General features: G+C 76.6%; 9 protein-coding genes. 1 reads left to right on the top strand and 8 read right to left on the bottom strand.

Annotation, left to right across the window (positions count from 1 at the left end; all coding sequences use genetic code 11):
• Nucleotides 1-8: 8 nt before the first annotated feature.
• From QMF80_RS03370 to QMF80_RS03350, 4 genes are all read right to left on the bottom strand, one after another.
• Nucleotides 9-5,039 (bottom strand): DNA-binding protein, encoded by a 5,031-nt coding sequence (locus QMF80_RS03370; RefSeq protein WP_283449326.1) that lies wholly within the window; start codon nucleotides 5,037-5,039, stop codon nucleotides 9-11.
• Nucleotides 5,040-5,110: 71 nt separating this feature from the next.
• Nucleotides 5,111-5,977: a DUF4132 domain-containing protein gene (locus QMF80_RS03365; RefSeq protein ID WP_283449324.1), complete on the bottom strand. Its 867-nt coding sequence runs from the start codon at nucleotides 5,975-5,977 to the stop codon at nucleotides 5,111-5,113.
• Between the two features lie 260 nt (nucleotides 5,978-6,237).
• Entirely contained in the window at nucleotides 6,238-7,878 is a 1,641-nt protein-coding gene (locus tag QMF80_RS03355) for a beta-N-acetylhexosaminidase (protein WP_283449322.1), read from the bottom strand.
• 40 nt (nucleotides 7,879-7,918) lie between these two features.
• On the bottom strand, nucleotides 7,919-9,139 hold the full coding sequence (locus QMF80_RS03350) for an MFS transporter (RefSeq protein ID WP_283449320.1): 1,221 nt from the start codon (nucleotides 9,137-9,139) through the stop codon (nucleotides 7,919-7,921).
• Between the two features lie 213 nt (nucleotides 9,140-9,352).
• Between QMF80_RS03350 and QMF80_RS03345 the strand changes: the two genes are divergently transcribed.
• Nucleotides 9,353-9,808: a MarR family winged helix-turn-helix transcriptional regulator gene (locus QMF80_RS03345; protein WP_283449318.1), complete on the top strand. Its 456-nt coding sequence runs from the start codon at nucleotides 9,353-9,355 to the stop codon at nucleotides 9,806-9,808.
• On the opposite strand, the gene QMF80_RS03340 is transcribed toward QMF80_RS03345, so the two are convergent.
• Genes QMF80_RS03340 through pdxR form a run of 4 tightly spaced genes read right to left on the bottom strand, consistent with a single transcriptional unit; the run spans nucleotide 9,786 to nucleotide 13,320 of the window.
• The gene (locus QMF80_RS03340) at nucleotides 9,786-10,433 is read right to left on the bottom strand and encodes a hypothetical protein (RefSeq protein ID WP_283449316.1); all 648 of its coding nucleotides are present in this window, start codon (nucleotides 10,431-10,433) and stop codon (nucleotides 9,786-9,788) included. The genes QMF80_RS03345 and QMF80_RS03340 overlap by 23 nt on opposite strands.
• Nucleotides 10,430-11,116 carry an RNA polymerase sigma factor gene (locus QMF80_RS03335; RefSeq protein WP_283449313.1) on the bottom strand — a complete coding sequence of 229 codons (687 nt, stop codon included), beginning with the start codon at nucleotides 11,114-11,116 and terminating at the stop codon, nucleotides 10,430-10,432. Before QMF80_RS03335 ends, QMF80_RS03340 begins: the two co-directional genes overlap by 4 nt.
• Nucleotides 11,117-11,144: 28 nt before the next feature.
• The gene (locus tag QMF80_RS03330; RefSeq protein WP_283449311.1) at nucleotides 11,145-11,606 is read right to left on the bottom strand and encodes an LAETG motif-containing sortase-dependent surface protein; all 462 of its coding nucleotides are present in this window, start codon (nucleotides 11,604-11,606) and stop codon (nucleotides 11,145-11,147) included.
• A 43-nt stretch (nucleotides 11,607-11,649) separates the two neighbouring features.
• Nucleotides 11,650-13,320, bottom strand: coding sequence for a MocR-like pyridoxine biosynthesis transcription factor PdxR (gene pdxR / locus QMF80_RS03325; protein ID WP_283449309.1), 1,671 nt, complete (start codon nucleotides 13,318-13,320; stop codon nucleotides 11,650-11,652).
• Between the last annotated feature and the right edge of the window lie 5 nt (nucleotides 13,321-13,325).

The following is a 13,325-nucleotide window of genomic DNA, read 5'->3' as shown; positions in this document are numbered from 1 at the left end:
CGGGCCGGTCAACGGCGTCGGGTGCGCTTGACCTTGAGGGTTTCGAAGCGCGGGGCGTCGCCCTCGCGGATCCGCCGCCAGGCGCGCCGGTAGAGGTGGGCGGCGGGTTCGGCCGGCGCGAGCACGCCGAGGCCGGGGTACCCGTCGCTGAGCGGCCCGTACAGCGGGAGCTTCCACTGTTCCAGGGGCAGCGCGGGCGCGGCGGGCTCGGTCCAGCCGCCGGGGAGGAACAGGGTGCGCCCGGCCCGGGCACGGGTGGCGCTCACCACGACTTCGGTGGCGGCGAGTTCGGACCGGGCCGCCTTGAGGCGGACGGGCTTCCAGCCGGTCCAGCGGGCGGTGTTGCGGTCGGTGGGGTCGGGCATGGCGAGCAGCGCGAGATAGAGGGCGGCCGCGTCGGCGCCCAGTCCCAGGGTGGTCGCCGCCTCGGTCACCAGTTCCGGTACGGAGCGGCTCGGGTCCTGCGGCCACCAGGTGCCGTCGGGGCCCGCCGAGCCCGCCGCGGGGGCGCCCGGGTCGGCGAGCAGTGCGGCGAAGTCCGCGTCGCGCACGGCCGCCAGGGCGGTTTCGAGCCGGGTGGGGTGTTGCCGGGCGCCGCGCAGCAGGGTCAGGTAGGGGTCGGTTCCGGCGGAGTCGAGCAGGGTGGGGCGCAGCGCGGGCTTGGGCTGGTCGTCGGCGGTGGCCATGAGGACCGCGCCGTAGCGTTCGAAGCCTTCGCCGGTCCCGGTCGGCGTACCGGCTGCCTTGCGGAACTCCCCGAGCCGGGCGAACTCGCCGGTGCTGAGCAGGAGTCCGGGCGCGTCCAGGCGCCGGCGGACGGCGGTGAGCGCGGACGGCAGCGCTGCCCGGACGGGGTCGCCCGCGGGAAGGCGGTGGGCGAGCCATGCGGTCAGGGCGACCGCGCTGGTGAGGACGGTCGTGGTGAAGGGGCGGTCGGCCGGGTCGAGGGGCTCCGCGTGGTCGCCCTTGATGCCCCAGGGCACGTCGGTGGAGAGTTCGGGCGCGGACGCCGGGTCGAGGAGCGCGGGCAGGGCGCGGTGCGCGCCCCAGGCGGTGCGGACGTCCCGGACGGCTTCGGCGAGCAGCCACTCGGGGACCGGTGTACGACGGCCCACGTGCCGGTTCCAGACCTCGGCGGCGGCCGCCGTGTCCGGGCCGCGGGTCCAGAGTGCGGCCGGGTCGGTGGGCAGCAGCGCGCCGATCAGGGTGCGCCGCACGTCCGGCGCGAGGTCCTTGAGTTCGGTACGGGCGGCGGCCGCGTCGGCGACCTTGACGCCGAGCAGGGTGCGCAGGCCGGTGGGCAGGAAGTTGTGCTCGTAGCCGTCGATGTGCGGAAGTCCGGCGACCACCAGGGCGGCCAGGGCCGCCGAAGCGCCGGTGAGCCGGGCGAACTCCGCGGCGGCGTCAGGGAGCCAGGGGACGGGGCCGCGGTCGGCCGCTTCGGTGAGGAAGCGGGCCAGCCAGTCGGCCTCGCGCGTGGGGTCGCCGAGCGGGGCGAGGCCGCGCAGGGTGTAGGGCTCGGGGACGGTGAATCGGCCGGTGGGGTCGTGGAGGAGGGCGTCGAACTCGTGCCCGTCGGGGACCGTCCGGGCGGGATCGGTGAGCGCGAGGACGGCGCCGCCGCCGAGCGGGAGGACGGCGGGGTGGTGGGCGGCACGGCGCGGGCCGCCGGAGGTGCGGGCGCGGGACGGGGCGAGGTGGACCACGGCCCGGCGCCAGCTGTCCGCGGAGCCGGCGGCGGAGCCCAGGCCCAGGGCGTCGAGGGTGCCGAGCAGGCCGAGTACGGCCGCGCGCCCCGCGTCGGTGGTCGCGGTGGCGACGGCGCGGTAGGCGAGGGCGGCGGGCTGGTCCAGCAGGGCGGCCCACGGGAGGCCGGAGCGGGCCAGGTCCGGCATGGCGTAGTGGACCCGGTCGGGCACCGCGACGGCGTCGGTGTCGGCGCGGGCGGCGCCGAGGGCGTGCAGGTAGCGGTGGACGAAGTCCTGTGGGGCGTGCCAGCGGTGGTAGCCGGGGCCGGTGAGTCCGCCCAGGGCCTCGTCGAGCAGGCCGTCGGCGGGGCCGGGGACGGCCCCGGGGGCGGCGGCCGCGTCCGGGTGGAGGCGGGCGGCGGCCCGGTCCAGTACCCCCTGCTGCGTGAGGGTGAGGCCCAGCACCTCGACCACGCCGCCGATCAGCTTCGGGTCGGTGATCTCGGGCAGGGCCGCGCTCACCAGGGCGGCCCGGTCGGCGCCGTGGTCCGCGGCGGCCGCCTTGAGCAGAGAGGCGGCGGACTCGCGGTCCGCGGCCCGCAGTGCGGCCGAGCCCTGGGGGTCGCGGGGGCGCAGCGCGTACCAGTGGCCCAGCGGCGGCAGTTCCGTGCTGCCGGTGTGGAAGGTCTCGCCGGAGCCGCCGCGCGACTCGAGGGTGACGACGCCGTCGGGGTCGGTGACGGTCAGTTCGCGCCAGTGGTGGGTGAGGGCTCGGGGGCGGTCGTCGCCGGGGAAGGTGAGCGCCGCGACGGGCATCTCGCGGCCTTCGGGGACGGCGACCTGTCGCCCCGCCGTGTCGCGGGCGCGCCAGCCCCGGCCGGGAACGCGGACGGCGCACCAGCCGAGCAGCCCGTCCACGGGGCCGCCGAGCACCGAGTCGGGGACGGCGGGCGCGGGCCGCAGCCAGTTGCCCTGGCAGGAGCAGTTGCCGCTGCAGGGGCCCGCGGGCTCGCCGTCGTGGGCCAGTTCGCGCTGGGCGTCGGCGAGGAAGGCGGGCAGGGAGCGGCGTCCGTGGCCGCCGCCGACGGGGTCGTACTCCCGCCAGCCCGGCTCGCCCTCGCCTTCGGCGGCTTCCCACACCCAGTACGAGGCGCCGTCGCAGAGCACCGGTCGTTCGACGGGCAGCAGGGTGTCGCCGCGGTGCACGACTCCCCCGCCGACGGTGCGCCCGCCGCCGGGCAGCGGCAGGGAGACGTGGCTGGAGCGCAGGGACCAGTAGCCGCGGTCGTTCCCGTCCGTGCCCTGGCCGACGGTGAAGACCTGGTCGGGGCTGTGGTGCCAGTAGCCCTGGACGTCACCTCCGTACGTCGCCCAGAGCACCAGCAGTTCGCCGTCGACGTAGTGGAATCCGTGCCGGTGCGAGCTGCCGTGCGGGGCGCGCAGGTCGTGGACGAGGACAGTGGAGTGGGCGTCGATGACATGGACCTGGGTGGCGTTGGCCACGATCAGGTGGGGCCAGGCGTCGACGACGGTCAGGTCCTGCCGCCCCCGGCCGACGGCCAGGGCGGCGAGGGCTTCGTCCCAGGCGGGCCAGGCGAGTTCCTCGAAGAGTCCGCCGCGCAGGGTACGGGCGAGGGTTTCGGCGAGGTCGGCGGCCACGGCGGCGGCGACCTCGCGCGGGGCCAGTTCCAGGGCCTCGGTGGGCAGCCAGTTCAGCCGGGCGAGGGCCGCGGGCAGGCCGGGCAGCCCCGCGGCGGCCGATTCGGCGGCGACCGTACGCATCCACTCGGTCAGCATGATCCTGCCGCCCGCGCTCGCGGCGAGCCCGCGCAGGACCTGCGGGCCGGGTGGGACCTCGCCGAGCGCGTGGGCGGCGCGGGTGAAGGCGGCCCGGAACCGCGGGTCGGCCGCGAGGGCGGTCAGCTCGCGCCGCTGCTCGCCCTGGACCCAGTCGCGCAGGTTCAGCTGGGCATGGGCATCGCGCCGGGGGTCGGGGTCGGCGACCGGGAGGTCCAGCGAGAGCAGCAGGTCGAGCAGGTCCGCGTCCTGTACGCCGATGTCGAGGCGCCGGTCCGGGCCGGGCTCGCCCACCGGGGCGGGCCACGGGCGGTCGAGTTCGGCGCGCAGCTGTCCGGCGGCGCGGGTGACGAGGTCGAGCAGGAGCGGCAGGCTGGGCCGGGAGCCCCAGCCGGCGTGTCGGGCGGCGTGGAAGCGCTCCAGCCAGCCGGCGGTCCCGTCGGGGCTGCGCTGCCCCTCGGGGAGGTCCGCGGAACACAGTCCGGCGGTGGCCCCGGACTCCTCCAGTATCTCCAGCCACAGGGCGCTGAGTTCGGCGCCGTGGTCGGAGGAGCCGGGCGGGGTCAGCGCGAGCAGGGAGCCGCGGGTGTCCGGGTTCCGGCGGGCGAGGGCGACGAGCGGGGCCCGGTGCGCCTTCCACCAGCCGTGGGCGGCGCGCAGGGTCGCGGGCAGCGACAGCAGTTCGGCGAGGTGGTCCTGTTCGGCCCCGGCGGGGTCCAGGCCGGCCGCCCTGGCCAGGCGGCGCAGCTCGGTGGCGGCCTGCGCGGAGGGCGGCAGACCGCCCGCGGTGCGGCGTACGCACAGACGGCGGAAGCGCTCGTGGGCTTCGGCGGGGCCGACCCGGGTGGCCAGCTCCTTGCCGTAGCCGGTGAGCACCTTCACGGGAAGGGCTCCGGCCAGGGCGAATTCGAGGAAGACGGCGTCGACCCGGTCCTCGTCGACGGTGAGTCCGTGCCGGGCCTCGCTGGTGCGGGCCCGGGCGAACAGCTGGGCGGCGTAGGTGGTGTTGTCGACGGCGAGGAAGAGCCGGGCGGCCTGCTCGAAGTACACGGGCAGGAAGTGCGGTACGGAGGCGGCCAGTCGGCCGCCCAGTTCGAGGCAGCCGTCCAGGGTGGCCTTGGGCCGGGTCTTCGCCTGGCGGGCCAGCCGGTCCAGTTCGGGGACGACGGCGAGGGCGTGCTGACCGTCCTCGGGGTGGTGGACGAGGACCCAGGCGGGGAAGCCGAGGGCCTGGCGGCGGCCGAGGCCGACCACGACGGGCTCGCCGTCGGGGACCAGGCCGAGGAATCCCGCGGCGAGGTCCTCGGCGGGCCCGAGTTCGGCGGTGGCGAGGCGGACGACGACCCGGTCGTCGCCGAGGGCCGGGTGCCGGTAGGCACGGGCGGTCAGCTCGACCGCGCCCGGTCCGGCCTGGACGCCGCAGGGCAGCACCGCCCCGGCCTTGAGCAGCAGCCCGGCCGCACGCACGGCGTCCGCCTTACCGGCTTCGTCCGCCGCGCCGACGCCCTGTTCCACGATGTCCCGCCCCATGTCCCCCGCACCGTTCCCGCTCATGTCCCCGCCCTCGTCCCGGCCGATCACGCTCGTCGCACCGCTCGTCCCACTCGTCGTCCCGCCGCGGGAGCTCACGCGTCGCGGCCCTCGTCGATCCGGCGGCCCGCGTACAGCGCCGCGGCCATCCGCATCCCCTCGGACCAGGCGACCGGTCCGACCTCCGCGAGCCGGACCGCCCGGCCGTCCTCGTCGTGCCAGGTCAGCGCGCCGGTGCTCTGCTCGTCCTCCCAGTACGGTTCACCGATCCACACGGCCGCGGCGACGGCCCTGCCCGGGTCGCGGACGGCGCAGGTGGCATGGCCGCCGGACACCCGGTAGCCGAGGCCGGTGGCCCGCCCGGCCAGGCCGAACCGGGACGGGAACACCCCTCCCGCGTAGTCCCCCACCTCCGTGGCCTCGGGCGCGAGTCCCGCGGGCTTGTGCCAGGTGGCGCGGTGGATCTGCTCGACCCGCTGCACGACCCCGAGTTCGGCCGCGAAGTCCCGTACGTCGTCCAGGTCGGGCAGCAGCACGGGGTGCGGCAGGGTCACCGTGCGCGGGGCCAGCCGCAGCGTCTCCCCGTCGAGATCGACGACCCGCAGCTCCCCGGAGGCGGTGACGTCCCGCAGGAAGCCGGTCTCGTCCGGGTGTTCACCGCTCACCACCACGTCGCGCAGCGCCTCCCGCCAGGCGGAGTCCGGCCAGACCCGGGCTATCAGCGCGGTCGGTACCGGCAGCGCGGAGACCATCCAGGTGTCCACCTGGGCCAGGCACTCGGCGGCGTGCCGGTCCAGCCAGGCGATGAGCCGGTGCAGCCGGTCCACCTCGGGATGGTCGCGCAGCGCCTTGGGCAGCGTCTTCAACTGCCGCCCCGCCGACCGCCCGCCCGTGGGCCGCGCCGCCACCCGCCCTTCCACCAGGGCGATCTCATACCCCTCGCCCGCCGCCGTCCACGTCATCAGCCGTACCCCTCCGCCTGTCGATCAGGATGCGCGCAGCCTGGACAGGGGGGTATGAACACCCCTGAGCTGCGGCATGTCCCGAAGAGTAGGCGGCCCCACTGACAACACCGCCGCTCAGGTCCCGTTGCCCCCGAGCGGCCTCTGCAGCGGTGCGGAGAGCGACCCCCGCTACGAGGCGCGCCGACGGGTCGCGCTCCTCGTCGCGGGCCTGCGCCGGCCGCGCTGACCGCGCGTCCGGTCTTCCCCGGGACCGCGGTTCAGCGCAGCCGGTCCGCGAGGGCCGTGAACTGACCCCACGTCGGCTCCGGGGTGCGCGGGTCCCAGACCTTCTGCGCGAGGGCGGTCAGCGGCAGCCGGATGCCCTCCGCCACCTGGGCCTGGGTCTGGGATCCGGCGAGGTCGCACCAGACGGCGAGGCGGGCGCCCAGGATCCGAGCGGCGTAGCGGGCGGGCACGGCCTCGGTGCCGCGCAGCACGAGCGGGGTCCACTGTTCGTAGATCCGGCGCCCGGTGGGGTAGGCGAAGTCGTTGGGCTCGCCGAGCACGTAGTAGAGGTACTCGTCGTTGAGGTTGACCACGGGGCGGCCCTCGCGCAGGTACTCCAGGGGCGGCCGGGCGCCGATCTCCTTGCCCGTCCAGTACTCGACCTCGATGTCCCGGGCCGCGGTGGCGGCGCCCCCGGTGAAGAAGCCGTCGTTCCACGCCTTGGGGACGCGCCCCGCGCCCCGGACCACCGCGGCGCGGTCGTTCAGCCAGCCGGTGGCCAGGTCCGACACCCGGGCCCCGGCGCCGTACCGCTGCCGGGCGGCCGTCGCGAGCCGCGGGAAGGAGGCCTGCGGGTCCTTGACCACCAGGGCCTGGTACTCGTCGGCGCCGACGTGCCAGTGCGCGCCGGGGAAGAGCGGCAGGTACTCGCGCAGCAGCGAGTCGACGAGCTTCGCGGCCGCCGGGTCGGATATGTCCACGGCGCCCTTGACGGCTCTGCCGTTGACGTCGCGCAGTTGCAGGGCGGGGTAGGCGCGCAGCACGGCGCCGAGGTGTCCGGGCGAGTCGATCTCGGGGACCACCTCGATGTGCAGGCTGCGCGCGAGGGCGACGATCCGGCGCACCTCGGCCTGGGTGAGGTGCGGGTCCGAGACGATCTCGGGGTGGCTGACGGACTGGATGCGGAAGGCCTGGTCGTCGGAGAAGTGCAGGCCGAGCTGGTTGAGTTTGAGGTCGGCCATCTCGCGCAGCCGGGCCTCGATCCATGGGGCGGTGAAGTTCTTGCGGGCCATGTCGAGGTTGAGGCCGCGCTGGGGGCGGTCCGGACGGTCCTTGACGGTGCCCTCGCCGATGGATCCGGCGGCGCGGACGGCCTGTTCGAGGGTGCGGGTGCCGTAGAAGACCCCGGCGTCGTCGGGGCCGGCGATCCGCACCGTCCCGTTGCGCACGGTGAGGGTGTACGACTCGGGCGCGCCCTCGGCACCGTCGGCGGGGGCGGTGTCGAGGGCGAGTACCACGTCGCCGGGCCGGACCGCGGCGTCTTCGGCGAAGCCGAGCTTCAGGTCCTCGGCGAGCGTCCTGCCCTCGTCGGCGAGGGCGGCGGCGTCGGCGGGGGCGACGACGACCCGGGCCCGTGCGGCGGGTTTCCAGCCGGGGCCGCGGGCCGGTTCGAACGACCGGACCGCCGGGATGGTCCGCGGGGCGGTGGAGAGGGCGTAACTGCGGCTGGGCGAAGGGGCGGAAGCCGTCGGAGCGGCCGGGTCGGCGCTCCCGGGGGGCGCCGGGGAGCTGGCGGCGCCGCCGGTCCGCGCCGGGTCGCCCGCGGGGGCCGACGTACAGCCGGAGACGGCGAGCGCGAGCACCGCGACGGCGGCGGCCGTCGCGGTGGCGCGTATGTTCCCGTTCGGTCCCATGCTCACCTCATCCCCCACCAACCTCCCACCGCAGGGCGCGTTACGCGACCCGGGCCGGGGTGTCCGCCGCCGCGGAGGCCGTCGTACCGCCGGACGCGACGAGGCGGCCGGTGCGGGCGGTACGGCGCTCCAGGGCCCCGGAGACCAGGGCGAGGACCAGCGCGGAGGCGGCGAGGGCGGCGCCGACCCAGTTCGGGGCGGTCCAGCCGAGACCGCCCGCGATGACGAGGCCGCCGAGCCAGGCGGCGAGGGCGTTGCCGAGGTTGAAGGCGCCGATGTTCACGGCGGAGGCCAGGGTGGGGGCGCCCGCGGCCTGGTCGAGCACCCGCTTCTGGAGCGGCGGGACGGTGGCGAAGCCGAGGGCGCCGATCAGGGTGATCGTGACGGCGGCGGCGGCCTTGTGGTGCGCGGTGAACGTGAACAGGGCCAGTACGAGCGCCAGCGCGCCCAGCGTCACGTACAGCAGGGGCATCAGGCGCCGGTCGGCGAAGCGGCCGCCCAGCAGGTTCCCGCCGACCATGCCGAGGCCGAAGAGGACGAGCAGCCAGGTGACGGAGGTGTCGGCGAAGCCCGCGACGTTGGTCATCATCGGGGTGATGTAGGTGATCGCGGCGAAGACCCCGCCGAAGCCGAGCACCGTCATGGCCATGGCGAGCAGTACCTGGACGTTGCGGAACGCGGCCAGTTCGTGCCGGATCCGGACGCCTTCGGCGCGCGGCAGGTCGGGGACGAGCCGGGCGATGCCGAGCAGGCCGAGGACGCCGAGCCCGGCGACGATGAAGAAGGTGACGCGCCAGCCGAGGTGCTGGCCGACGAGGGTGCCGAGGGGGACGCCGACGACATTGGCCACGGTCAGGCCGGTGAACATCATGGCGATCGCGCCCGCCTTCTTCTCGGGGGCGACCAGCTCGGCGGCGACCACCGCGCCGATGCCGAAGAAGGCGCCGTGGGCGAGGGAGGCCAGGACCCGGCCCGCGAGCATCACGCCGAAGGCGGGGGCCAGGGCGGAGAGCATGTTGCCCGCGATGAACAGGCCCATGAGGAGCATCAGCATGCGCTTGCGGGGGATGCGGGTGCCGAGGACGGTCATCAGCGGGGCGCCGAGTACGACGCCGAGGGCGTAGCCGGTGACCAGGAATCCGGCGGTGGGGATCGAGACGCCGTAGCCGGCGGCGACCTCGGGCAGCAGGCCCATGATCACGAACTCGGTGGTGCCGATCCCGAAGGCCCCGATGGCGAGGGCGAGCAGGGCGAGTGGCATGAGGGGGGCCTCCGGAGGTGGCCGCGAGGGAGGATCGCGGGGTGGCGGATGGGGTGGACGCGGGGCCGGGGTCTCCGGACAGCAGGTTGCTCTCGCGCCTTACAAGCGCCCACATTAATTGCAGACGCGGGATATATGCAAGCGCGGGCTATTGCGCACGTGCCCTAATCTGGAGGGGTGGCGCGCGCCCTGCGCGTCTCGCGAGGAGGACCCATGACCGCCACGGACGGTGCGCTGACCGCCCTCTCCCAGGGCTGGTGCGCCCTCTCCCTGCTGCACGGCAGGATCGAGAGCCACATCGAGCGGGCACTCCAGGCGGGCCACGGGCTCAGCGTCCGGGAGTACTCGCTCCTCGACGTACTCAGCCGCCAGCACCACGGACCCGGCGGCCACCTGCGGATGCACCAGGTCGCCGAATCGGTGGTGCTGAGCCAGAGCGCGACGACCCGCCTGGTGAGCCGTCTGGAGGACCGCGCCCTGCTCAGCCGCTACATCTGCGACACCGACCGCCGGGGCATCTACACCGACGTGAGCGAGGCCGGGCTGGCGCTGCTGGCGGCGGCCCGGCCCACCAACGACCGCGCGCTGCGCGAGGCCCTGGACGCGGCCTCCGCGAACCCGGACCTCGCGCCGCTCGTCGCCGCCGTCACCGGCCCGGCTCCCCGCTGACCTGGGTTCCGGGCGGCGCGGTGCGCTCCGCGGACGGGCTGACGGCACCCGGGCTCGGGGAGCCGGAGCCACCGCCGGGGGACGGCGCGCGCAGGGGCGTCCCCGCGGGGTTCCGCGTCTGCGACGGAGACGCCGAGGGGCTGGCCGGCGGGGTGGCCGAAGGACCCCGGTTGCCGACGGACCGCGACACGCTGGGCTGGGGCGTCGGGGTCGGCGCCGCGGACGGGGACGAGGACGGCGCGGGCAGCGACGGCGGAGCCGCGGGCGGTTCCGGGCGCGGAGCCGGACCGGGCCCGAGGGCGGCGTAACCGACGGCGAGCGCGGCGGCCGCGGCGAGACCGGCCAGGGGCAGCGCGAACCGGCGCAGCCGTACGGCGGGCAGCGCGAACCGGCGCGCGTGCGGGCCGGGGGGAGCCGCGGGGCGCAGGTCCCGTACGGTGACCAGCTCGGCACGGGCCCCGAGCGCCTCCCGCAGCCGCCGCTCGACGGGCCGCTCCCCGCCGTTCCGGTCCCCCGGGTCGTTCGGGTCGCCCGGGTCGCCCGGGTCGAAGCCGCCGCCGAAGCCGCCGTGTCGGTACGCGCCGCGCCGGGCGGTGTCGGGGGCGGCAGTGGGGTCGTGGGTCATATCCGGCCTTCCAGGCTGCGCTCCAGCGCGTCCAGGGCGCGGCTCGCGTTCGACTTCACCGCGCCCCGGCTGATCCCGAGGGTGGCGGCTATCTCCGCCTCGCTCAGGTCGGCCCAGTAGCGCAGGACCAGGACCTCGCGGCGGCGCGGGGTCAGCTTGCCGAGGGCGACCAGGACCTCGCGGTGCGCCTCGTCCAGGACCACGTGCTCCTCGGCGGACGGTACGTCGGCCACGGCGGGCGGGGTCCAGGCGCGGACCGTACGGCGGCGGCGCAGCACGGAACGGGCGGTGTTGACCACGGCCGTGCGGAGGTAGCCGAGCGCGTTGTCGATCTCGGTGATCTGTTCCCCGTGGCGCCGGTAGAGCGCGGTGAAGGCGTCCTGCACCACGTCCTCGGCGGTGGCCTGGTCGTCGACGAGCAGCACCGCCAGGCGGATCATCCGCAGCCGGTGCGCGTGGTAGAGCTCCGTGACGGTGGGCGGGCGTTCGTACGCGTCCGCGTCGGCGTCCGCGTACCCGCCCGCGCCGCGCGAGGGGCCGCTCCCGGGCCGGACCAGGCTCTCGCGGAAGAGCATGACGCGCAGCGCGCGCAGGACGCGGGCGCCCCGCCCCGCCCGGCCGGAGCCGGGCAGGACGAGGCGCGGGAGCGGTGCTGGCCGCAGTAGTGCGGCGGGGTGGGGCATGAGCAGGTGGTTCCTCGGGTGGAGCACGTCAGCCGTTCGTACGGCGCCGTACCGCGTACAGGGTGCCCGCGCCCGCGATGAGGAGCACCGCGGCGCCCGCGCCGATGGCCGTGGTGGCCGCGTTGCCGCCAGTATGCGCGAGCTCGGGGGCGGAGGAGGGCGCGGAGGAGGGCGAGGTGGAGGGCGTGCTCGGGGCGCCGCTGGGCGCCGAGCTCGGGTTGCCGCTCGCGACGACGCTGGGCGCCCCACTCGGCGCGTTGGTGGGGCTCGAGCTCGGCACGGCACTCGCGCCCGTGGTCGGCGTGACGACGGGGGACGCGCTCGGGGCGCCGCTGGGGGAGACGCTCGGGGTGGCGCCCGGCGTCGCGGTGGCCGCCACGGCCGCCGCGGGGGCCGGGGCCGCCGCCGCGTACGCGGGGGCGGTCAGCGAGACGAGGACCCCGGCGGCGGCGAGGGCCAGGACTGCGGGGGCGCGCTTGACGATCTTCAAGGTGGTTTCTCCACGGTCGGGTGACGGACGCGGACTGCGCCCTTCACCCCCGCACGACGCGCGACCCGCCCCGAGGTTGCCGAGGTTCCCGAAAAACTTTTCGCGCCTCGCGCAACGCCGCCCCGAGCACCGCGATCCCCTCCTCGATCTCGCTCGCCGGGCCCGCCGCGTACCCCAGCACCAGCCCCGGCGGCCCCGGCCGCATCCGGTGCCAGGACAGCGGGTGCGCCTTTACCCCGGCGGCGAGCGCGGCGGCGGCGAGGTCCATGTCCGTGAACGCCTCCCCCGGGGCGCCACCGGCCCCGCCCGTCGCGGCCCCGCCGGTCCGGGCGCCGCCGTCGCCGCCGTCGCCGCCGTCGAAGGTGACCGTCAGGTGCAGCCCGGCGGCCGCGCCGTGCACGCGGGCGCCGGGCAGGTGCGTTCCGATGGCCCGCAGCATCGCGTCGCGCCGCGCGCGGTGGCGGCCCCGGACGAACCGCAGGTGGCGTTCCAGCCCGCCCGACTCCACGAGGTGGGCGAGCACGAGCTGCGGGAGGAGCGCGTTGCCGAGGTCCGCGTGGCGCTTGGCGCTCACCACGGCCTCGCGCAGCCCCGGCGGGACGAGGAGCCAGCCCACCCGCAGCGCGGGGGCGAGGAGCTTGGAGACGCTGCCCGCGTAGCAGACCCGGTCGGCCAGCATCGAGCGGAGCGCGGGGACCGGGGAACGGTCGTAGCGGTGCTCGGCGTCGTAGTCGTCCTCGATGATCAGCCCGCCGCCCCCCTCCTCCTCTCCTTCTCCGGCCGCCCACGCGAGCAGCTCCCGGCGCCGTACGCCGTCCAGGACCGCGCCCGTGGGAAACTGGTGCGCCGGGGTCAGCAGCGCCGCCCGCGCACCGCTCGCGCGCAGGGCGTCCACCCGCAGACCGCCCTCGTCCACCGGGACCGGCACGGTGACGAAGCCCCCGTACTCCAGCTGCTGGCGGGCCCCGAGCGAGCCGGGGTCCTCCACCGCGATCCGGTCCAGCCCCCGCGCGCGCAGCACGGAACCGAGCAGGGCCAGCGCCTGGGCGACCCCCGCCACCACGATCACCTCGCCGGGGTCGGCCCGGATCCCCCGGTTCCGGGCGAGCCAGTCCGCGACGGCCGCGCGCAGGGCGGGAGCGCCCTGCGCGTCCCCGTAGCCGAACCCGGACGGCGGCAGGCTGCCCAGGACGGCGCGCTCGGCGCGCAGCCAGGCGGCGCGCGGGAAGGCGGCGAGGTCCGGGACCCCGGGCGACAGGTCGATCCGGCAGGCGGCGGCCCGCAGCGCGTCCACCGCCCCGGCGGCCGCGTCCCCGCCGAACGGCGCCCCGGTCCGGTCCGCGGGCGGTGACGGCGGCGGGCGCGGTGACCGAGGCGCGGGGGGTGACGGCGGCGGCGGGGCCGCGACGACCGTGGTGCCGAGGCGGCCCCGCCCGGCCACCTGGCCCGCTTCGGCGAGGCGCTGGTAGGCCTCGGTGACGACCCCGCGCGAGACGCGCAGCTCCGCGGCGAGCACCCGGCTCGCCGGGAGGCGGCTGCCCACGGCGAGGCGGCCGTCCGCGATGGCCTCGCGCAGCCGCGCGGTGAGCCACTCGGTCCGGCCGCCCGACGGGGCCCGGCCGATGTCGAGCTGGAGGAAGTCGGAGCCGAGGGCCACGGGGGGCGCCGAGGCCTCTTTGGACCTGCCGACCAGGGCATCTTTGGACCTGCTCATGGGTC

The sequence above is a fragment of the Streptomyces sp. G-G2 genome, assembly GCF_030063135.1.
Classification (GTDB): Bacteria; Actinomycetota; Actinomycetes; order Streptomycetales; family Streptomycetaceae; genus Streptomyces.
Note: the sequence above shows the minus strand (reverse complement) of the source record. Positions and strands in the feature narration are given on the sequence as shown.